22 protein-coding genes, 1 other RNA gene and 1 pseudogene are annotated in these 19,741 nt (G+C 46.5%); 8 read left to right on the top strand and 16 right to left on the bottom strand.

Going from position 1 to position 19,741, the window contains the following annotated elements:
• Positions 1-68 precede the first annotated feature (68 nt).
• From mltG to KY305_RS08760, 6 genes are all read right to left on the bottom strand, one after another.
• Positions 69-1,160 carry an endolytic transglycosylase MltG gene (mltG, locus tag KY305_RS08785; protein WP_223062210.1) on the bottom strand — a complete coding sequence of 364 codons (1,092 nt, stop codon included), beginning with the start codon at positions 1,158-1,160 and terminating at the stop codon, positions 69-71.
• Between the two features lie 112 nt (positions 1,161-1,272).
• The gene (locus KY305_RS08780; protein WP_214798209.1) at positions 1,273-1,554 is read right to left on the bottom strand and encodes a DUF1292 domain-containing protein; all 282 of its coding nucleotides are present in this window, start codon (positions 1,552-1,554) and stop codon (positions 1,273-1,275) included.
• A gap of 18 nt (positions 1,555-1,572) precedes the next feature.
• On the bottom strand, positions 1,573-1,989 hold the full coding sequence (gene ruvX / locus KY305_RS08775; protein WP_214798207.1) for a Holliday junction resolvase RuvX: 417 nt from the start codon (positions 1,987-1,989) through the stop codon (positions 1,573-1,575).
• A gap of 8 nt (positions 1,990-1,997) precedes the next feature.
• A complete protein-coding gene (locus KY305_RS08770; protein WP_214798205.1) occupies positions 1,998-2,264 on the bottom strand; it encodes an IreB family regulatory phosphoprotein in 267 nt (88 codons plus the stop codon).
• 84 nt (positions 2,265-2,348) lie between these two features.
• The gene (alaS, locus tag KY305_RS08765; protein WP_223062209.1) at positions 2,349-4,985 is read right to left on the bottom strand and encodes an alanine--tRNA ligase; all 2,637 of its coding nucleotides are present in this window, start codon (positions 4,983-4,985) and stop codon (positions 2,349-2,351) included.
• 330 nt (positions 4,986-5,315) lie between these two features.
• Complete coding sequence (locus KY305_RS08760) at positions 5,316-6,377, bottom strand: AI-2E family transporter (RefSeq protein WP_223062208.1); 1,062 nt, start codon at positions 6,375-6,377, stop codon at positions 5,316-5,318.
• Between the two features lie 231 nt (positions 6,378-6,608).
• Here KY305_RS08760 and KY305_RS08755 point away from each other — a divergent pair, with 231 nt between their 5' ends.
• From KY305_RS08755 to KY305_RS08740, 4 genes are read left to right on the top strand one after another with little or no spacing between them, the layout of a single operon-like run.
• Complete coding sequence (locus tag KY305_RS08755; RefSeq protein ID WP_223062207.1) at positions 6,609-7,337, top strand: amino acid ABC transporter ATP-binding protein; 729 nt, start codon at positions 6,609-6,611, stop codon at positions 7,335-7,337.
• 21 nt (positions 7,338-7,358) lie between these two features.
• On the top strand, positions 7,359-8,186 hold the full coding sequence (locus KY305_RS08750; RefSeq protein ID WP_223062206.1) for a transporter substrate-binding domain-containing protein: 828 nt from the start codon (positions 7,359-7,361) through the stop codon (positions 8,184-8,186).
• Positions 8,187-8,242: 56 nt separating this feature from the next.
• Positions 8,243-8,893 carry an amino acid ABC transporter permease gene (locus tag KY305_RS08745; protein ID WP_223062205.1) on the top strand — a complete coding sequence of 217 codons (651 nt, stop codon included), beginning with the start codon at positions 8,243-8,245 and terminating at the stop codon, positions 8,891-8,893.
• Between the two features lie 18 nt (positions 8,894-8,911).
• Positions 8,912-9,568, top strand: a complete 657-nt coding sequence (locus tag KY305_RS08740; RefSeq protein ID WP_223062204.1) for an amino acid ABC transporter permease — start codon at positions 8,912-8,914, stop codon at positions 9,566-9,568.
• Positions 9,569-9,603: 35 nt separating this feature from the next.
• Here KY305_RS08740 and KY305_RS08735 read toward each other — a convergent pair whose 3' ends face one another.
• From KY305_RS08735 to cymR, 8 genes are all read right to left on the bottom strand, one after another.
• Entirely contained in the window at positions 9,604-9,735 is a 132-nt protein-coding gene (locus KY305_RS08735) for a YrzQ family protein (RefSeq protein WP_064485278.1), read from the bottom strand.
• 21 nt (positions 9,736-9,756) lie between these two features.
• Entirely contained in the window at positions 9,757-9,948 is a 192-nt protein-coding gene (locus KY305_RS08730; protein ID WP_003225893.1) for a hypothetical protein, read from the bottom strand.
• Between the two features lie 12 nt (positions 9,949-9,960).
• Entirely contained in the window at positions 9,961-10,419 is a 459-nt protein-coding gene (locus KY305_RS08725) for a PRC-barrel domain-containing protein (RefSeq protein WP_223062203.1), read from the bottom strand.
• A 114-nt stretch (positions 10,420-10,533) separates the two neighbouring features.
• Complete coding sequence (gene recD2, locus KY305_RS08720) at positions 10,534-12,897, bottom strand: SF1B family DNA helicase RecD2 (RefSeq protein ID WP_223062357.1); 2,364 nt, start codon at positions 12,895-12,897, stop codon at positions 10,534-10,536.
• Between the two features lie 35 nt (positions 12,898-12,932).
• Positions 12,933-13,553, bottom strand: coding sequence for a tetratricopeptide repeat protein (locus KY305_RS08715; protein ID WP_223062356.1), 621 nt, complete (start codon positions 13,551-13,553; stop codon positions 12,933-12,935).
• A gap of 88 nt (positions 13,554-13,641) precedes the next feature.
• Complete coding sequence (gene mnmA / locus KY305_RS08710; RefSeq protein WP_223062202.1) at positions 13,642-14,757, bottom strand: tRNA 2-thiouridine(34) synthase MnmA; 1,116 nt, start codon at positions 14,755-14,757, stop codon at positions 13,642-13,644.
• 36 nt (positions 14,758-14,793) lie between these two features.
• Positions 14,794-15,933 (bottom strand): cysteine desulfurase family protein, encoded by a 1,140-nt coding sequence (locus tag KY305_RS08705; RefSeq protein ID WP_223062201.1) that lies wholly within the window; start codon positions 15,931-15,933, stop codon positions 14,794-14,796.
• A gap of 18 nt (positions 15,934-15,951) precedes the next feature.
• Positions 15,952-16,368, bottom strand: coding sequence for a cysteine metabolism transcriptional regulator CymR (cymR, locus tag KY305_RS08700; protein WP_223062200.1), 417 nt, complete (start codon positions 16,366-16,368; stop codon positions 15,952-15,954).
• Between the two features lie 193 nt (positions 16,369-16,561).
• Here cymR and KY305_RS08695 point away from each other — a divergent pair, with 193 nt between their 5' ends.
• The 4 genes and pseudogenes from KY305_RS08695 to KY305_RS19955 form a co-directional block, all read left to right on the top strand.
• Positions 16,562-17,830: a replication-associated recombination protein A gene (locus KY305_RS08695; protein ID WP_223062199.1), complete on the top strand. Its 1,269-nt coding sequence runs from the start codon at positions 16,562-16,564 to the stop codon at positions 17,828-17,830.
• A gap of 102 nt (positions 17,831-17,932) precedes the next feature.
• Positions 17,933-18,055 (top strand): hypothetical protein, encoded by a 123-nt coding sequence (locus KY305_RS08690; protein ID WP_262417659.1) that lies wholly within the window; start codon positions 17,933-17,935, stop codon positions 18,053-18,055.
• A gap of 72 nt (positions 18,056-18,127) precedes the next feature.
• Positions 18,128-18,268 (top strand): hypothetical protein, encoded by a 141-nt coding sequence (locus KY305_RS08685; RefSeq protein WP_223062198.1) that lies wholly within the window; start codon positions 18,128-18,130, stop codon positions 18,266-18,268.
• A gap of 135 nt (positions 18,269-18,403) precedes the next feature.
• Positions 18,404-18,574 (top strand): annotated as a pseudogene (locus tag KY305_RS19955) (SDR family NAD(P)-dependent oxidoreductase); the annotation flags it as partial.
• 88 nt (positions 18,575-18,662) lie between these two features.
• Here KY305_RS19955 and KY305_RS08675 read toward each other — a convergent pair.
• Positions 18,663-19,427 (bottom strand): tRNA threonylcarbamoyladenosine dehydratase, encoded by a 765-nt coding sequence (locus KY305_RS08675; RefSeq protein ID WP_214798176.1) that lies wholly within the window; start codon positions 19,425-19,427, stop codon positions 18,663-18,665.
• Positions 19,428-19,497: 70 nt separating this feature from the next.
• Positions 19,498-19,690, bottom strand: a non-coding RNA gene (gene ssrS / locus KY305_RS08670) — 6S RNA.
• Between the last annotated feature and the right edge of the window lie 51 nt (positions 19,691-19,741).

Genomic DNA, 19,741 nt, shown 5'->3' with positions numbered 1-19,741 from the left:
TAAACAACCCGATATATTTTATCATAAAACCTTTTAGAATGGAATAAAAGGAGAGCTTTTGCTCTCCTTTATTCGCTGTCTTTTTTGGAAATATACTTTTCCTTCGCCTTATTATGTTCTTTTAAAGTTTTCGTAAAAACAACTTCACCGTTTGATTTTGCCAAGAAATAGAGGAAGTCGGTTTTGTCCGGGTTAAGCGCTGCTTCCCATGAAGAATCGCCGGCATTGGCAATCGGCCCCGGCGGCAGGCCCTTATGTTTGTACGTGTTGTACGGAGAATCGATTTTCAGATCTTTATAATAGACACGGCTTTTATGTTTGCCCGCCGCATATAAAACAGTCGGGTCGGTTTGAAGCGGCATCTTTTCTTTAAGCCTGTTGTAAAATACGCTTGCGATTTTATGGCGGTCGGCTTTCGCCGTTGCTTCTTCTTCAATGAGCGATGCCATCGTAAGTGCGTTATGCACGGAAAGTTTCTTTTTCGCAAGCACCGATTTGTACGTTTCGACGCGGGTATTTGTCTCCTGAACCATAGCCGTCAGAATCGCGTCAAGGGATGTATCCGGATCGTTAAACGGGTATGTAGCCGGATACAGATAGCCTTCGAGCGGGTGCTTCAGCTTCTTATTGGAAAGTGCGTCCGTTATCGTATCGGGAAATTGTTTTTTCAATTTGGCTATGAAGGTTTCGTCATCAAGCTTAGCCATGATCTGTTGTTTTGAAAATGACGTTTCCTTTGCGATCGCGTCGGCTATTTGGGTGAGCTGTTTTCCCTCCGGAACGGTGATTTGGAACGCATAGCCCGTTGAGCCTGCGGTCAGTTTTTTGATAATTGCATCCGCGTCCATGCCTTTGTTCAGGTGGTAGTAACCGGCCTGAAATCCGGAAGCCCCTTTATATTTTACATAAAGCTGAAACGCCATCTTGCTTTTGATAACATGCTGATCCTCAAGGACAGCCGCTATAGCTGATACCGAAGATCCGCTCGGAATGTTAATATTTACTGTCGTTTTACTGCCTTTTTCAACTGGCGCAAGCAATGATTTTCCATAGAAAAAAGCACCGCCGATGATGATGAGAACAGCAATCACGGAGGACAGTATTATAGTCATTTTTTTGTTTTTTTGCAGAACTGAATTTTTAGGCTGATTGATATTCATACAAGTTTTTTCCTCCCAACAGCTCCTATACTACATGATTCGGGTGCATTCGGCAATTTATTACAAACAAAAAAAGCCGGAGCACTTATCGGCTCCGGCTTTTACTTTCGGCTTATTCTTCGTCTTCATCCGCTAAAAACGTATTCAGCGTTTCTTCGATCATTTCCCACTCTTCATCAGTTTCGATCGGCATCAGTTCGCCGTCTTCTCCGTTTTCATTCGGCTCGAAGCTTGAAGCGTGAATTTCGATCTCTTCATCATCCTGAGCATCAATCGGATAGTAAAGTACGTAAGATTTGTTAAATTCGTCGTTTTCAAATGTAAACAGCACTTCACAAAGCTGTTCGTTTCCTTGATCATCGACAATCGTAATGTGTTTTTCGCCGTGTTCCATTGTTTTTCACCTCTGGCTTTAGTTTAGGCTGTCCAAATATCCTTGAAGAATCATGACAGCCGCCATTTTATCAATGACTTTTTTTCGTTTTTGCCTGCTGACGTCAGCCGCGATCAGCATTTTTTCAGCCGCCATCGTCGTCAGACGCTCGTCCCACAGCACAACAGGAACATTGTACGTTGTTTCAAGCAGTTTCGCAAATGTTTGGCTGGCTTCGCCTCTCGGGCCGATCGTTCCGTTCATGTTTTTCGGAAAGCCGAGCACGATTTTATCTACAGTATAGTCCTTTATCAGCTCGGATAAACGGGCAAGCCCGTATTCTCCTTCCGCTTCGTTTATTTTTATCGTCTCGATGCCCTGGGCCGTCCAGCCCATCTCATCGCTCAAAGCAACGCCGAGTGTTTTTGTTCCCAAATCAAGTCCCAGTATTCTCATGAGTTTGTTTACGCCTCTTTATGCTGTTCTAGATAGGATTTTACCAATTCCTCAATTAATTCGTCGCGTTCCAATTTACGAATTAAGTTCCGGGCGTCGCGATGCCTAGGAATGTATGCAGGATCTCCTGACAGCAAGTATCCGACAATCTGGTTGATAGGATTGTACCCCTTTTCCTGAAGCGCGTCATATACCGTAATCAGCACTTCTTGGACGTTTGTTTCAGCAGAATCATCGGAGAAATTAAATTTCATCGTTTTATCAAACGAGCTCACCGCTTTGCACCTCTTTCCCAAATTCGCAGGCAAAGTTCAGCCTGAGGTCCTCATCTTATCATCATTCTACACTAGTTGAAAGGATTATAAAACGGATTTTATCCAATCTTCTGCAGAAGTGAGGGCCTCTTCCAATTTCTCAGGCTGCTTTCCGCCGGCCTGCGCCATGTCCGGACGGCCTCCGCCGCCTCCGCCGCAAACTTCTGCTGCTTGTTTGACCATCTTGCCGGCATGAAGCCCTTTTTCGATCAGATCTTTTGTTACCCCTGCTGAAAGATTGACCTTATCATTTTGCACCGCTCCCAGGATAATAACCGCAGAACCGAGTTTTGCCTTCAATTCATCCACCATTGTACGCAGGTGGTTCATATCTTTGGCGTTTACTTTTTCAGCAAGCACTTTCACACCGCCGATGTCTTTTACTTTAGACAAAATGGCGCCCGCTTCCACATTGCCGAGCTTGCTTAAGAGTGATTCATTTTCTCTTTGCGCTTCTTTCAGCTCTGCTTGAAGAGATTGAATGCGTTTCGGCACGTCTTTTACGTTTGCCTTTAATTCATCTGCTGCCTGATGAAGCAGGTCAAGCTGGCTGTTCATTTCCTGATAAGCGCCTTTTCCGGTTACGGCTTCGATTCTTCGTGTGCCGGCGCCGATTCCTGATTCAGATACGATTTTAAACAAGCCGATTTCAGCCGTATTATTAACATGGCAGCCGCCGCAAAGTTCGAGGCTGTAATCCCCGACTTGAACGACGCGTACGATATCACCATATTTCTCGCCGAACAGAGCCATTGCGCCCATTTCCTTTGCTTCACTGATCGGTTTAAGATCAATCGCTACAGGAATGCTTGCCCAGATTTTTTCGTTCACAATCACTTCAATGCGTTCAAGTTCTTCTTTTGTCACTTGGCCGAAGTGGGAGAAGTCAAAGCGAAGCCGGTTTTCCGTTACGAGTGAACCCGCTTGGTTGACGTGTGTGCCGAGGACGTCTTTGAGCGCCTGATGAAGCAGGTGGGTTGCCGTATGGTTTTTTACAACACCGCTTCTCATTTGATCCTCAACATCCGCCGTAACGCTGATGCCTTTTTGAACAGTTCCGCTTTCCACTTTGCCTTCGTGCACGTGCTGGCCGTTCGGCGCTTTTTTGACGTCTTTAATTTTCACGACGGCCTGCCCGCTTCTCAGCACGCCCTTATCGCCTATTTGTCCGCCGCTTTCGGCATAAAAAGGAGTTTCATCAAGAAGAATCTGAACCGTATCCCCTTCATGCGCCTCTTCGATTAATTGTCCGTCCTGAAGAAGCTCAATTACTTTGGCCTCAGCCTTTGTACGATCGTATCCGACAAATGTGCTTTCTGCGGTAATATCACGCAATGCGCCGCCCTGCACCTGCATGCTGCCGACATCTTGACGAGCGTTTCTGGCGCGCTCGCGCTGTTTGTTCATTTCTTCTTCAAAGCCTTTGTGGTCAACCTTCATTTGTTCGTCTTCTGCGTATTCCTCCGTCAATTCGACCGGGAAGCCGTACGTATCGTACAGTTTGAACACATCTTTTCCTGAGATGATCCCGCTGCCGCTTTCTTTTTCTTTTTTCATGACGTCGGATAAAATGGCAAGCCCTTCATTCAGCGTTTCATGGAAGCGTTCTTCCTCCGTTTTAATGACTTTTGCGATAAAGTCTTGTTTTTCTTTTACTTCCGGATAGAAGACCGCCATAATGTCTGCCACAGTCGGAACAAGCTCATACATAAACGGACGGTTGATGCCGATTGTTTTCGCGTATCGCACAGCGCGGCGCAAAAGTCGTCTCAGTACATAGCCGCGCCCTTCATTTGAAGGAAGCGCCCCGTCGCTTACCGCAAAGGCTACTGTTCTGATATGGTCGGCAATGACTTTAAAAGCCGTGTCCTTCACATCGTCCTTGCCGTATGTTTCTTCAGAGATACGTTCTGTTGCTTTTATAATCGGCATAAACAAATCGGTGTCAAAGTTGGTCGGAACGTCTTGGATGACAGAAACCATCCGTTCAAGCCCCATGCCCGTATCAATATTTTTCTTCGGAAGCGGCGTATACGTGCCGTCCGGATTGTGGTTAAACTCAGAGAACACTAAGTTCCACACTTCAAGATAACGGTCATTTTCCCCGCCCGGATACAACTCGGGATCAGATGGATCATTGCCGTATTTTTCGCCGCGGTCATAGAAAATCTCTGTATTCGGTCCGCTCGGGCCCTCGCCGATATCCCAGAAATTCCCTTCCAAACGGATGATTCTTTCTTCGGGAACGCCGATTTTTTTGGCCCACAGGTCATATGCTTCTTCATCCTCCGGGTGCACCGTAACGGATAAAAGCTCTTGGTCAAAACCGATCCATTTCTCGCTCGTTAAAAACTCCCACGCCCAAGTAATGGCTTCTTCTTTAAAGTAATCCCCGATGGAAAAGTTTCCGAGCATTTCAAAAAATGTATGGTGGCGCGCTGTTTTCCCCACATTTTCAATGTCATTTGTGCGGATTGATTTTTGCGCGTTTACGATTCTTGGATTTTCCGGCACGACACGGCCGTCAAAGTATTTTTTCAGCGTCGCAACGCCGCTGTTGATCCACAATAAAGACGGATCTTCATGCGGCACCAATGAGGCGCTCGGCTCTACGGCATGGCCTTTTTCTTTAAAGAAATCTAAAAACATTTGACGCACTTCAGCAGATGTTAAGTGTTTCATCGAAATTCCTCCTTATCACTACCCGAAATTCTCTTTTGCGACAGCAAAAAAGCCCTCTCCCTATGCAAACTATGCGTTCACACAGGGACGAGAGCTGTCTCGCGGTACCACCCTGATTACAGGCTCAGCCGGCCCGTCACCTTTCATCCCGTAACGCAGGACTGCGGCAGCCTTTAACTGCACTCAGGATTAGCTTCTGCCGCTCTTCTGTTAAAGCTCCTTTCAGCATATTGGAGCTTCTCTCTTAAACAGGGCTTCGGCGTACTCGTATCCGTCACTCGAGATTCGTATGTATTCTACTCGAAATTATAGACAAGCAAGGCCCGAATGTCAATGTTCCGTCCTTATCCGCAAAAAGTGAATGGCCATCACCTTTAACACAGCTGTTGCCGGGACGGCGAGAATCATGCCGGGAATGCCCGCAAGTTCTCCCCCTGCCAAAAGCGCAAGCATAATAACGACGGGATGCATTTTGAGGCTTCGGCCGACAATGAGCGGGCTTAAGATATTGCCTTCTATAAACTGCAGAATAAAGATGGTGACAATGACGACGATCACAGCCTTAACCGACAGCGCCAGCGAAAGGAGCAGCGCTGGAACCGCACCGATAAACGGGCCGAAATACGGAATCACGTTAGTAATTCCGATAATGAGGCCTAAAATGAGCGGATAAGGAAGACCGAACAGCCAAAAAGAACCGCCGGCCAAAAGTCCGAGCAAAAAACAAACGAGCAGCTGGCCGCGGATATAGTCGCCGAGAGAATCATCGACATCCCGCAAAAACTCACTGCCCCTTTTTCTCCACGACTTCGGGGTCAAATACCAGACTGTCTTTTTCATTAAGTTAATGTCTTTGACCATATAAAAAACGAGAAAAGGAATCGTCGCCGCAATCAGAATATAATCAAGCACAAAACGAATGCTTCTGACGGTGCTTTCAATCGTCCCGGCGAGAAAATCTTCCGTCTGCTGAATCATTTTGTCCATCCGGTGATGCATGCCGTCCGGCCAATGATCCGTATGATTATGCAAATGCCGCAGCATGCTGTTGTAGTTTTCAGCAAGGTCCGGGATGCTCGCGGACAAATCCGTCAGCTGTTCAATTAATACGGGCACCCCTTTATAAACGCTCCAGCCGATCCCGCCGAAAAACAGACAATAAATCAAAAGCAGGCTTAAAGTTCTAGGCATTCCTTTTTTGTGAAGCCATTCAGTAATCGGAAGCAGCAGATAAGCGATAAATACTGCAATGAATATAGGAATAAAGAGAGATTTTATAACAAGCCATAAGGGCGACCATAACATATCGAGCATACAAAAGACATACACTGTTAACAATACGAGCAGACATATTGCCACCCACATTAAGAGCTGCAGCGGTTTTTGAAGCATTGTGTTTCACCTCTTGCTTTATCTTTTGACAGAAAGCAGGAATTATTCCCGCTTCGTAAATGTCAGCCTAATGACGCAGACCTCTTGATCGAATGAATTATCAGAAATTACAAAAAATATGCCGTAAATCAAAAAAAATCTGAATAATACACTGTAACGTTAATATTATCAACATATAAAGATAGTAAATATGACACAACTTGTCTGAAATTTTTGTTTAGGAGGATTGCGATGATCTCATTTCAGGATGTAAATAAGCACTACGGAGATTTTCATGTACTGAAGAACATTCATTTACACATCCAAAAGGGAGAAGTAGTGGTTGTCATCGGCCCTTCCGGCTCAGGAAAAAGCACGCTTCTCCGCTGCATTAACCAGCTGGAAACGATTGACGAAGGCACCTTGACGGTAAACGGCACAGCCATCCACGACAAAAAAACGGATATTAATAAAGTCCGCCGCAATATCGGCATGGTGTTTCAGCATTTTCATTTGTATCCGCATAAAACCGTATTGCAAAATATTATGCTTGCACCGATGAAAGTGCTGAACCAATCAATAGAGGAAGCAAAAGAAACTGCCTTATATTATTTGAAGAAAGTCGGCATTCCGGACAAAGCGGACGCTTATCCATCACAGCTTTCAGGCGGGCAGCAGCAGCGCGTGGCCATCGCCAGAGGACTTGCGATGAAGCCTGAAGTCATGCTGTTTGATGAACCGACGTCCGCCCTCGATCCCGAAATGATCGGAGAGGTGCTGGATGTGATGAAAACTCTCGCAAAAGAAGGCATGACAATGGTTGTCGTCACTCATGAAATGGGATTTGCCAAAGAAGTCGCCGACCGGATCGTATTTATCGACGGCGGGTCAATCTTAGAAGAAGCTGCACCCGCTGAGTTTTACGCCAGCCCTCGCGAGGAGAGAGCGCGTTTATTCTTAAGCCGTATATTAAATCACTGATAAAGAAACGGGGGAACTTTAATGTCACGTGCAAAAAAATGGTTATCTTTCGGCTTGATCTCACTTTTGGCCGTCTTCATGTTAGCCGCTTGCGGAGGCAAGGAAACGGGCGGAGATTCAAAGGGGAGCAAAAAAGATACATTGGCCGCTATTAAAGACAATGACAAAATCGTCTTCGGCGTCAAAACCGACACCAGATTATTCGGCCTGAAAAACCCAAGCTCCGGAGATATTGAAGGTTTCGACATTGATATCGCCAAACAAATCGCCAAGGATATTTTAGGTGATGAGAAGAAAGCAGAGTTTAAAGAAGTCACATCCAAAACGAGGATACCGATGCTGCAAAACGGCGATATCGATGCCATTGCTGCAACAATGACGATAACGGATGAACGCAAAAAAGAAGTTGATTTCTCAGATGTCTATTTTAAAGCCGGCCAATCCCTGCTCGTCAAAAAAGGAAGCAAGATGAAAAGCACCGCTGACCTCAGTAAAGGCTCTAAGGTTTTGGCGGTAAAAGGCTCAACTTCCTCACAAAATATCAGGGAAAAAGCGCCTGATGCGACAGTGCTTGAATTTGAAAATTACGCGGAAGCTTTCACTGCGCTTAAATCTGGACAGGGAGACGCCCTTACAACCGATAACGCCATTTTATACGGCATGGCTGATGAAAATAAAAACTACCAGCTGACAGGCGGCACTTTTACCGATGAGCCGTACGGAATCGCCGTAAAAAAAGGCCAATCCGGCCTCGTAAAGGAGATCAACGCCTCTTTGAAAAAAATGAAGTCTGACGGAAGATATGACGACATCTATAAAAAATGGATAAAAGAAGACCCAGCAAAATAGAACCATCCGCGGGATGAGCAGATGTGCTCATCCCATTTTATAAGGAGTGAAAAAGCGTGAACATTTCTATTTTAGCCGATAACTTCGATATGTATCTGGACGGTTTTTTCCACACGCTGCTCGCAAGCCTGATCGCACTCGCCGGCAGTTTTTTGCTGGGCGTTTTGATTGCCGTTATGAGAATGACGGCTTTTAAGCCATTTCAATGGATCGGAACAGCGTATGTGGAATTCATCCGAAATATTCCCCTCCTCTTAATTACGTTTGTTTTCTATTTCGGCCTGCCGAACGCCGGGCTGCGGCTTGACGGCTTCCAGGCGGGAACGATCGCGCTGACCATATATACGTCCGCTTTTATCGCAGAAGCAATCAGGGCCGGGATTCAGACCGTCGCCAAAGGACAAATGGAAGCGGCCAGATCCTCAGGCTTTACATACGGCCAGGCGATGAGATACATCATCCTTCCTCAGGCGATTAAAATCGTTATTCCGCCGCTCGGAAATCAGTTTTTAAATCTTGTAAAGAACTCCTCTATACTCGGGGTGGTGGCGGGATTGGATTTAATGTATCAGGCGGATCTCGTTTCCTCCAGCACGCTCGTTGTATTTGATGTGTACATCTTTGCAGCGCTCTTTTATTTAATTTTAACGATACCGCTCAGCCTCGGTGTTCATTATTTAGAAAAACGCCTCGGAAAAAGTTATTAACGAAGGAGAGTGAGAGCCGTGGACTTCATCGGCGCCTATACGCCGGACCATCTGCTGTTTTTATGGAACGGATTTTTGATTACGCTTTATGTTGCTTTTATTTCAATTATACTCAGTTTTATTTTCGGGCTTGTCGCCGGCACTTTGCGCTATGCGAAAATTCCGATTGTCTCCCGCGTTATTGCGGCAGCCGTTGAAACAATCCGAAATCTGCCGCTGTTATTAATCATTTTCTTCACGTTTTTTGCCCTGCCGGAAATCGGGATGAAACTGGAGATTACAGCGGCTGCCATCACCGCTCTGACCATATTCGAATCGGCCATGCTGTCAGAAATTATCAGAAGCGGTTTACAATCCGTTGATAAAGGACAGATTGAAGCGGCTCGCTCTTCAGGCCTCACCTATACGCAAACGCTCTTTCTCGTCGTGATGCCGCAGGCGCTCCGCCGCATGGTCCCGCCGATTGTAAGCCAATTTATCTCTTTGTTAAAGGATACGTCTCTCGCGGTCGTCATCGCTCTTCCCGAATTGGTTCATAATGCACAGATATTAAACGGACAAAGCGCAGACGGCGGTTATTTCTTCCCGATATTTCTGCTGGCGGCCTTTATGTACTTTGCGGTCAATTACAGCCTTTCACTTGCAGCCAGACGGCTTGAAGCCAGACAGATGTAAAAAGGATACTCCTGAAAGAAGTATCCTTTTTCACATTAAAACATTTTCATGACACGTCGTCTCATCCGTTTCATGCCTTTTTTGTTCATCATATCTGACTGAGAGGCCATGCGGTACATAATGGCTCCCGCTCCTAAAGCCAATAAAGAGGTCATTGTTTTACCCATCGCGCGTATCTCCTTTCAAAACTAAAAATTGATACTGCGTTCATCTTCAGAAAACAAATCATCAAGACTGCTTAACGTGCCGTCTTCCTCTACTTGATGTGTCGCAATTTTGCCCTTTGCCACCGTCAGTTCAATGAAACAGCCCCAGCAATAATATTGATTTACGCCGATTTTGCCGATATCTTTACTTTTGCAGTTTGGACATATAAGCACAGACTACACCTCTTATCCGTTCAGGACGATGCCGTCTTTCCCTATTTCGATAAGCGTATCAGCTGCACGCCGCACTTGGCGTTTGCCTGCCAGATCTGAAAAGAAGCCGTCCGAGAGTTCATATGCTACGATTATGCCCTTGTCCATACAAAAGTATACATCTTCCATAAGCCCCATCATTTCACCCTCAGGCGATTTCACCGGCTGCATCTTAATCTGTTCAAAGGTGAAACAGCTCTTCGGCAAAGGCAGCAGGCGGTCTGTAACGGCAGAAACGGCTTGCTGGTTCATATCACTTATATCAGAGGCCTGCAAAAACAGATGGCGGTGATGAAACAGGCGTTTCTGTTCAAGAACAAAACCGAGAAACTTTCCGTCAAGAGAGAAACACACATCCGAAATCATCCCGAGATTACGGCTAGTGCGTTCGGCATATACAGTGCGTCCTTCAGCTGCATGGCATGTTCTCAAAGTGTGATCAACCACCTTTTGTTGAACACGTATAGGTTTTGCCAAGAAGCCGGGCGCCATACTTTGAAATGACTTCCACAATAAAAACCCGGCACATATTCATGCCGGGTTTGTTCACGCTTCTTCTTTCATAAAATCAAACGGCGTAATGCCTTCCATTCCGATATTTGCATCATATACACTGAACGGCAGCTCTTTTTGCAATGCCGCCAGCTCTTCATCCATCTCTTCCGTCTGCTGAGCCAGCCTGTTTTTGAGCGACGTTTGCCTGACGGTTGCATCATTATTTTTGACGCCCCACTCAAGCGCTTCTTCCTCTCCGCAAAGAATCAGAAATTTTTTCGCCCTTGTAATGGCTGTATATAGCAGATTTCTCCTGAGCATCCGGTAATAGCCTTTGACTACCGGAAGGACAACAATCGGAAATTCGCTTCCTTGAGACTTATGAATTGAACAGCAATAGGCGTGGGTAAATTGGCTGAAATCTTTTTTCGTAAAAGTGATTTCATTGCCGTCAAACGACACGACCGCCATGTCTTCTTTTTCCGTATTTTCTTTGGCATAAAAGATGGACACGATTTCGCCGATGTCACCGTTAAACACATTGTTTTCCGGCTGATTGACAAGCTGCAATATTTTATCTCCCGTCCTGTAGACAACATCTCCGAATTTCAGTTCACGCCTTTTTTCTTTCGGCGGATTCATAATGTCTTGAAGAAGTATGTTGAGCTCGTTAATTCCGGCTTTTCCCCTGTACATCGGCGCAAGCACTTGGATATCCTTTGATGTATATCCCTTCTTTAACGCGTTTGAGACGACCTTATCAACAACCTCTTTAATTTGCGAGGAATTGCAGCGGATAAACGAGCGATCCTTTGTCGGCGCCGTCAGTCCCTTAGGCAGCATTCCTTTTTTCATATCATGGGCGAGCTCAACGATGGATGATCCTTCAGCCTGTCGGTAAATGTCGGTCAGGCGGACCGTCGGCAGCACCTCAGAGGCCAACAGATCTCTTAACACTTGGCCCGGCCCTACAGACGGAAGCTGGTCTTCATCACCGACGATAATCAGCTGAATGTGCTTGGGGAGCGCCTTAAACAGATGGTTCGCCAGCCAAATATCGAGCATACTCGCTTCATCTATAATAAGCAGTTTTCCCTCAATCGGCTGATCTTCATTATAGGTAAAGCCTTCAGCCCCGTTCCAGCCGAGCAGCCTGTGAATCGTGACAGCCGGCAGACCCGTAGATTCGCTCATCCGTTTTGCGGCTCTTCCTGTCGGGGCGGCAAGCAGCACCGGAAATGCTTCGTCTTTTTTATAATCTGCCGGATCGAGCGACACACCGTGCAGTTCGCTGTATAATTCGACAATTCCTCTGATTACGGTTGTTTTTCCGGTGCCGGGTCCTCCGGTCAGCAGCAGCATCGGTGATGAGAGCGCCTTTTGAATCGCATCCTTTTGGCTTGGGGCGTATTGAACTTTCATGCGCTCTTCCAATTCACCGAGTGCCAGCAAAAATTCTGATTCGGGAAATTGATCAGCGTACTCAGTTTGGCCCGCAATATCAAGCACGCGCTTCGCTACGTTCTGCTCCGCGTAAAACAAGGACGGAAAATAACAGCGTTCATCTTCTATCACGATATCTTTATGCTCCCCCAGAGCGATAATACCGTCGGCCGCGTCCATTTCCGACACGCGCCCGCCGTCGGAAGATTGATTTAAAAGCGTTTGTGTGTTGATGATAAGCTGTTTTGTTTCTATGTACGTATGCCCCTCTGAAAGGCACGTCGATTCAATGGTGTATAAAATAGCCGCTTTAATCCGCTCAGGGTGGTTTCCGGACAGCCCCATTTTCCCGCCCAGCTCATCCGCTTTTACAAAGCCGATGCCTTCCACATCCTTCACAAGCTGATAGGGATTTTCCTGAATTTTTTCAAGCGTCTCTGTTTCGTAAGCCTGATAAATTTTCATGGACAGCTGCGGCCCGAAGCCGTATTGGTTCAGAGAAATCATAATCTGCTCCAAGCCCTGATGGCGCTGAAGCTCGCCTGCAAGCTTATCCGCTTTCTTTTTTGACATTTTCGGGACATCATAAAGAACGGAAGCATCGGCCAGAATTTTATTCAGTGCGCCGTCTCCCAGCTTTTTAACGATTTCTTCTGCCGTTTTTTTACCGATGCCCTCAAACAGATCACTTGATAAATAGTGGATGATGCCTTCTTTTGTGGTCGGAATTTCTTTTTTAAAATGCTCTGCCTGAAATTGCAGGCCGAACTTAGGATGCGTCGCCGTTTTTCCGTAAAACGTGTAAGTCTCTTCTTCTTGCAGCAGAGGGAAGTAGCCCGTTACGGAGACGACCTTGTCTTCAATCGCTTCAGACGTTTCGGCGACTTTTACTTTCAGCACCGTGTACAGGTTGGTGTCATTATGATAAATGACAGTATGAATGGTGCCTTTTACAAACGGCTCTTCTTCCATTTTCAGCTGATCCACGAGCCTTCCCTCCTTCTCGATTATGATTGGGCGATAAGCTGTTTCGCATGAAGCGCAAGCATATGATCCGGCTGTATTTCAAGCGTGCGTTCAAGCATCTGAAGCGCCTTTTCACGATTTTCTTTATACGCATAGGCGACACCCGCATTATAAAACGCATCTGCGTGATCTGGGTCCTGCTCAATTACTGCATTGAATTGCGCCAGCGCTTCATCAAGCATTTCTTCATTTGCCAGACACATTCCAAATTGGAAACGGGCCTCCGTGTCATTTTCATTCAGTTCAACGGCACGCTGCAAATAAGGCAGCGCAAGCTTCGGCTGCTCTAATTTAACGAGAACGGTGCCGAGCATATAAAACAAGTCGCCGTTTTCCATACCTGAACGAAGTGCTTTTTCAAACATATCCTTCGCTTCCGGATAAGATTCTTTCATAACATATACATTTCCCGATCCATAATATGCCGCTGCCGCTGAGCTGTCCAGTTCAAGCGCTTTGTCATAAAATTTAAGCGCCCGTTCCAATTCATTTACAGAGGAAAGCAAGTTCGCAAAGTTAATGTACGGCACCGCATCTTGGGCATTTTCTTCGATAGCCTTTGTAAAGGCTTGGGCCGCTTTTTCGTAATCGCCTTCCTGCATGGCGTCAATCCCGATTTTATTATAATCCATTCCTCATCTTCCTTTCGCTAAAAAACCCCAACATGCGAGTTGAGGTTTTTGACATGTGTTATACGTACCAAAGTTTCGTTCCGTCTTTATAGACATCGTCAATCGTTCCGCCGCCAAGGCACTCTTCACCGTCATAAAAGACGACGGCTTGTCCCGGCGTCACGGCGCGAACCTGCCCGTCAAACACGATTTCCGCTTCATCTGCGCCCGTCATTTTCACGGTAACTTTGTGATCTTCCTGACGGTAGCGGAATTTCGCCGTGCAGCTTATTTCACTTCCGTCCATTATGCCGGGACGCGTCCAGCTGACATTTGTCGCTGTAATCTTATCAGAATACAAAAGCGGATTATGGAACCCTTGATCAACGTATAGAATATTTTTTTCAAGATCTTTTCCGACCGCAAACCACGGCTCGCCGCTTCCGCCGATTCCGAGGCCGTGCCGCTGGCCGATCGTATAATACATCAGGCCGTCATGGCGCCCCTTCACTTCTCCGTCCATCGTCATCATATCGCCCGGCTGAGCAGGGAGATATTGGCTGAGAAACGTTTTGAAGTTGCGTTCACCGATAAAGCAGATGCCCGTGCTGTCTTTTTTCGCTGCCGTCGCAAGCTCTGCTTCTTTGGCGATTTCCCGGACGCGGCTCTTTTGCAGATCACCGATCGGGAACATCACTTTACTGAGCTGCTCTTGGCTGAGCTGATTTAAAAAGTAGGTTTGATCTTTATTCTCATCAAGCCCGCGGAGCATGCGTACTGAATCCCCGCTTCTGTCAACCCGCGCATAATGGCCTGTGGCGAGATAATCCGCGCCGAGTGATAAAGCATGCTCTAAGAAAGCCTTAAACTTAATTTCTTTGTTGCACATGACATCCGGATTTGGGGTTCTTCCGGCTTTATATTCATCCAGGAAATATTGAAACACCTTTTCCCAATATTGTTTTTCAAAATTGACGGCATAATACGGAATCCCGATTTGGTTGCAGACACGGATGACATCTTCGTAATCTTCCGTCGCCGTGCAAAATCCGTTCTCATCCGTATCGTCCCAGTTTTTCATAAATATCCCGATTACATCGTAGCCCTGCTCTTTTAACAAAAGGGCTGCCACGGAAGAGTCGACGCCGCCTGACATTCCGACAACGACTCTAGTATCCTCCGGCCGTTTTTCCATTTGCATTCACTCCATTAAAAACGTAAGTCCGCTCTTTTAAGCAAGCCGTTTGACAACGGCGGCAAGCTTTTCGGCGGCTGTTTCGATTTGTTCCGCCGTATTGCCGAGGCCGAAGCTGAGGCGGATTGACGAGGTCAGCCTGTCGCTCTCGCTTCCGAACATGCCCGTAAGCACGTGGGACGGAAGAACGGATCCCGCGGTACACGCAGACCCGCTTGATACGGCAACGCCTTCCATGTCAAGATTGACCAGCAGCGCTTCCACCGGCACACCCGGAAAATAAAGATTTAAAATGTGAGGCAGGCTGTTCTCGGCATCTCCGTTCACCTCCGCCTTGACGCCGGCTTTTTCCAGCGTGCTGATAATGATGTTCTTAAAATCCTTAAACAGCTCGGTTTTTTCTTCCCGCTCACGGTTTGAAAGAACGACCGCTTCCTTTAACCCGGCGATGCCCGGTACATTCTCCGTACCCGCGCGCCGCTTTCTTTCCTGCTCCCCGCCAAGAAGCATCGGTGACAGCTTCACCTCTTGATTTACATATAAAAAGCCTGTCCCTTTTGGTCCGTTTAGCTTATGACCGGAAACAGACAGCAAGTCAATTCGGCTTTTATTCACGTCAATCGGCAGATAACCGAACGCCTGAACGGCATCTGTGTGAAAATAGGCTTGATGCCCGCTTAACAGCTCTCCGATTTCGTCAATCGGCTGAACCGTTCCGACTTCGTTATTGCCATACATGACGGTAACAAGGATTGTATCATCACGAAGCGCTTCTTTCACCTGATTAGCACAGATCCGTCCTGAAGGGCCCGGGATCAGGTATGTCACCTCAAACCCGTCTTCTTCCAGCTTTTCGCAAGCATGCAAAACGGCATGATGCTCAATAGCCGTCGTAATGATATGCTTTCCTTTGTCTTTCCGTGCCGCCGCGGTTCCGAGGATGGCTAAATTATCAGCTTCCGTGCCGCCGCTTGTAAAAATGATTTCCTGTTCTTTCGCGCCGATTTCCCGTGCGATATCCGCTCTCGCTTCGTCTACCCATTTGCGTGATTCTCTCCCGAAGGAATGAATGCTTGACGGATTGCCGAAACTGCCGAAGAAGTGCGGTTTCATTTTTTCCAGCACACGCTCATCCATTGGAGATGTCGCGGCATGATCTAAATAAATCCGTTCCATTGTTTTTACACCTCTGATTTAAATATAGAACATGTAAGCTTCCTGCTCGCCGTCTGTGTAGCTCGCAAGGTCTTCTAACGTCGTGCTGTCCAGCACTTCTTTTACTGCGTCTCGGATGCGGATCCACAATTCCCGTTTGGCAGGCTCTTCATCCTCAAGCACTTCCACCGGACTGATCGGTCCTTCCAGCACTCTGATAATGTCTCCGGCCGTTATCTCTTCAGGCTGGCCGCCGAGAACGTAACCGCCGTAAGCGCCCCTGATGCTTTTTACGAGTCCGGCGTTTCTGAGCGGCGATACAAGCTGTTCTAAGTAATGCTCCGAAAGGCTGTTTGTTTGGGCAATGGTTTTGAGCGAAGTCGGACCGTCTCCGTGTTTTTTCGCCAATTCAATCATAATGGTGAGCCCGTATCTTCCCTTTGTCGATATTTTCATTATGAACACCCCAGTCAATTCAATTGTTAATTTATACGAGTAAATGGATATGAATAATCTGTTTAGTATCTTATAGACCAACTGTTATTATAACATAACTTATCCTAATTTTCATTGGCTCACGCGGACTGAGATAACCCCCTTTTCTAATCGTTATTTTTCCGTTACCCTGTATATGTAAGGAGAGATGATCATGAAGCCATTGGCGTATCGAATGCGTCCTACCAAAATTGAAGATATTATCGGCCAAGAGCATTTGGTCAAAGAAGATAAAATCATCGGCAGAATGGTGCGTGCCAAGCATTTATCATCCATGATCCTGTACGGCCCTCCGGGAATCGGCAAGACTTCGATAGCCACGGCCATCGCAGGCTCGACAAGCATTGCATTCCGGACACTGAATGCCGTAATTCATAATAAAAAAGACATGGAGATTGTCGTTCAGGAAGCGAAAATGTCCGGGCAGGTCATCTTAATACTTGATGAAGTTCACAGGCTTGATAAGGGAAAACAGGATTTTCTGCTGCCTTATTTAGAAAACGGCATGATTATCTTAATCGGCGCAACGACAGCCAATCCCTACCATGCCATTAACCCGGCCATCAGAAGCCGGACGCAAATATTTGAGCTTGAACCTTTAACGCCTGATTTAATCAAACAGGCGCTGACAAGAGCGCTGACAGATGAACACCGGGGACTCGGTTCTTACCGCGTTGCCGTCGATGACGAAGCGATGGATCATTTCGCCGGCGGCTGCGGCGGAGACGTCCGTTCAGCCTTAAACGCGCTTGAGCTCGCCGTGTTATCAACGAAAAAGTCCGAAGGCGGCACCATCCGCATAACGCTTGAAACCGCGGAAGAATGCCTTCAGAAAAAAAGCTTTTCCCATGATAAAGACGGAGATGCGCATTATGACGTCTTATCCGCGTTCCAGAAATCGATTCGCGGCTCTGACGCAAACGCGGCCCTTCACTATTTGGCCCGTCTTATTGAAGCGGGAGACCTCGAAAGCATATCACGGCGGCTTCTTGTCATCGCCTATGAAGATGTCGGACTTGCAAGCCCGCAGGCTGGGGCGAGGGTGCTGAGCGCCATTCAGACCGCAGAGCGGATCGGCTTTCCTGAAGCGAGAATACCGCTGGCTAACGCGGTCATTGAGCTGTGCCTTTCTCCAAAATCCAACTCCGCCATTTTAGCAGTTGATGAAGCGATCAAGGATATCCGGTCGGGAAAAATCGGAGACGTGCCGAAGCATTTAAAGGATGCGCACTATAAAGGGGCGGAAGAGCTCGGACGCGGAATCGGCTATGAATATCCGCACAACTTTGAGAACGGCTGGGTAGAGCAGCAATACTTGCCCGACCCGCTAAAAAACAAACAATATTATAAGCCGAAACAAACGGGAAAATTCGAAGCCGCTATAAAGCAGGTATATGAAAAATTAATGAAACAGAAAAAATAATCAGGCAAGGACACAACGATGTGTTCTTGTCTTTTTTATACAAAAATCAAATAACAAAATTAAAATCTGTCATTTGTTGTCCTATCAGGAGGCGGTATTTTCATGAATGAAAAGGTAAACAAAAGAGAAATATTAAACGCCGCTGAACGTAAGCCACGGAACAATCTACAGGTACTACCCCAGCAAAACGGCATTAAAAGAAGCCGTAACGGAGCGCTGGCTTAAAGAACAGGTTTCAGCCCCTCTTCAAAGTCTGTGAACAGATTCAGAAAATGAATCACCTGATATGCTGTGTACGTGCTTAAGCTCATTTCACTGAAACAAACGTACGCAAAACAAGATTCGGAAATGTTTGACATGTATGCCGAGGTGACAGCCCGCTCTTCCGGTCTCATCAGCCGGCACGTCAAAACGATCATCGGCAAATCAGAGGCATAATCCAAAAAGGAATGGAAAATGATACGTTCCAGTCTATCGCTGATGACCTTGCCTGCTCTTTTTTTTTGCGACGGCGCGTTTTCATCATCCCGCCCATGCTTATGACGGGAAGATTTTGAGCAAGTATTGAAGCTGATCAGTGAAGGTTTCTTAAAAAAGGGAGGAAAAGAACATACGGCCATTATCACGGGTGCTTCAAGAGGCATTGGAAAAGTCATAGCCGAACAGCTCGCCAGGTTAGGCATAAAAGTCGCAGTAAACTACGCAAACCATTCTGAGCAAGCGGAAGCCGTTGTAATCCGAATGGGTGACAGGCCAGACGATTCGGGTGAACGGCGGATTTATTTAGATAAAAAACAGCCTTACTCACTAAGGACTAAGGCTGTTTTTCTTTTTATTTATCTTTTACTCGTTTGATTTCAATATCCTTTAAGAGTTCCATCACGACATGCCCGCCCATAATCAGGCCGGCCACCGATGGAACGAAAGCGTTGGAAGACGGCGGCATTTGCGCTTTGCGGATTTTCGCTTCATCATTCCCCACTTCTTTTCTGACCTCTTCCCGAATGACGATCGGACTTTCATCAGAAAAAATGACCTGTACGCCTTTTTTAATTCCTTCTTTGCGAAGCCTTGTCCGGACGACTTTGGCAATCGGATCAGTATGCGTTTTGGAAATATCAGCGATTTGAAAGCGTGTCGGGTCTGTCTTGTTTGCCGCTCCCATGCTGGAGATTAACGGAATGTCCCGCTTGAGGCATTCTTTCATTAAATGGATTTTATAATGAATGGTATCTGACGCATCAATGACATAATCGAGAGGATAGTCAAAAAATTGCTCATACGTCTCTTCCGTATAAAACATTTTTAAAGCAATGACATCACAATCGGGGTTTATATCGGCAATCCGCGCTTTCATTAAATCCGTCTTCGGCTGACCCACCGTTGACAAGAGCGCGTGTATTTGACGGTTTACGTTTGTAATGTCAACGTCATCTTTATCGACAAGCAAGATGCGCCCCACCCCTGATCTCGCCAAAGCTTCGGCTGCAAATGAACCGACTCCGCCGACGCCGAGAACGGCCACTGTGCTGTTTTTTAACGTATCCAGCCCTTCTTTTCCAATCGCTAACTCATTACGGGAAAACTGGTGTAACAAGAACCTCACTCCACATTCTGGTTTTATAGAATCACGGCTTAAAGAAGCCGCTGTTTCAGGACATAAAAAATAAAGTCCCAATTGTGCCGTTGCAGCTTTCCTTCGTTTTGAACCCGCTCTCAGCAGGTGGGTGCCCTTTTTTAAATCTTGTAAGTCCTCTTTACCGAATGAAAAGAGGCATGTACGCCATTTAAAAATGCGGGCTCCCAAATCAAAAAAATGTTCGGTCAAAACTAGGTATACAACTAACACATCAGGACTTTATTTAACTTGTCAAAATCATATCACAGCAGATTTTGATTTTCAAGAAACAA

Origin of the sequence: Bacillus sp. YC2 (genome assembly GCF_019891195.1) — a bacterium.
In the GTDB taxonomy this organism is placed as follows: domain Bacteria; phylum Bacillota; class Bacilli; order Bacillales; family Bacillaceae; genus Bacillus.
Note: the sequence above shows the minus strand (reverse complement) of the source record. Positions and strands in the feature narration are given on the sequence as shown.

Bases quoted from the DNA above. Each gene is read 5' to 3' on its own strand.
- mltG (WP_223062210.1), bottom strand. From the start codon at position 1,160: ATGAATATCAATCAGCCTAAAAATTCAGTTCTGCAAAAAAACAAAAAA.
- KY305_RS08780 (WP_214798209.1), bottom strand. From the start codon at position 1,554: ATGGAACACGGCGAAAAACACATTACGATTGTCGATGATCAAGGAAAC.
- ruvX (WP_214798207.1), bottom strand. From the start codon at position 1,989: ATGAGAATACTGGGACTTGATTTGGGAACAAAAACACTCGGCGTTGCT.
- alaS (WP_223062209.1), bottom strand. From the start codon at position 4,985: ATGAAACACTTAACATCTGCTGAAGTGCGTCAAATGTTTTTAGATTTC.
- KY305_RS08760 (WP_223062208.1), bottom strand. From the start codon at position 6,377: ATGCTTCAAAAACCGCTGCAGCTCTTAATGTGGGTGGCAATATGTCTG.
- KY305_RS08755 (WP_223062207.1), top strand. From the start codon at position 6,609: ATGATCTCATTTCAGGATGTAAATAAGCACTACGGAGATTTTCATGTA.
- KY305_RS08750 (WP_223062206.1), top strand. From the start codon at position 7,359: ATGTCACGTGCAAAAAAATGGTTATCTTTCGGCTTGATCTCACTTTTG.
- KY305_RS08735 (WP_064485278.1), bottom strand. From the start codon at position 9,735: ATGGGTAAAACAATGACCTCTTTATTGGCTTTAGGAGCGGGAGCCATT.
- recD2 (WP_223062357.1), bottom strand. From the start codon at position 12,897: ATGGAAGAAGAGCCGTTTGTAAAAGGCACCATTCATACTGTCATTTAT.
- KY305_RS08715 (WP_223062356.1), bottom strand. From the start codon at position 13,553: ATGCAGGAAGGCGATTACGAAAAAGCGGCCCAAGCCTTTACAAAGGCT.
- mnmA (WP_223062202.1), bottom strand. From the start codon at position 14,757: ATGGAAAAACGGCCGGAGGATACTAGAGTCGTTGTCGGAATGTCAGGC.
- KY305_RS08705 (WP_223062201.1), bottom strand. From the start codon at position 15,933: ATGGAACGGATTTATTTAGATCATGCCGCGACATCTCCAATGGATGAG.
- cymR (WP_223062200.1), bottom strand. From the start codon at position 16,368: ATGAAAATATCGACAAAGGGAAGATACGGGCTCACCATTATGATTGAA.
- KY305_RS08695 (WP_223062199.1), top strand. From the start codon at position 16,562: ATGAAGCCATTGGCGTATCGAATGCGTCCTACCAAAATTGAAGATATT.
- KY305_RS08690 (WP_262417659.1), top strand. From the start codon at position 17,933: ATGAATGAAAAGGTAAACAAAAGAGAAATATTAAACGCCGCTGAACGT.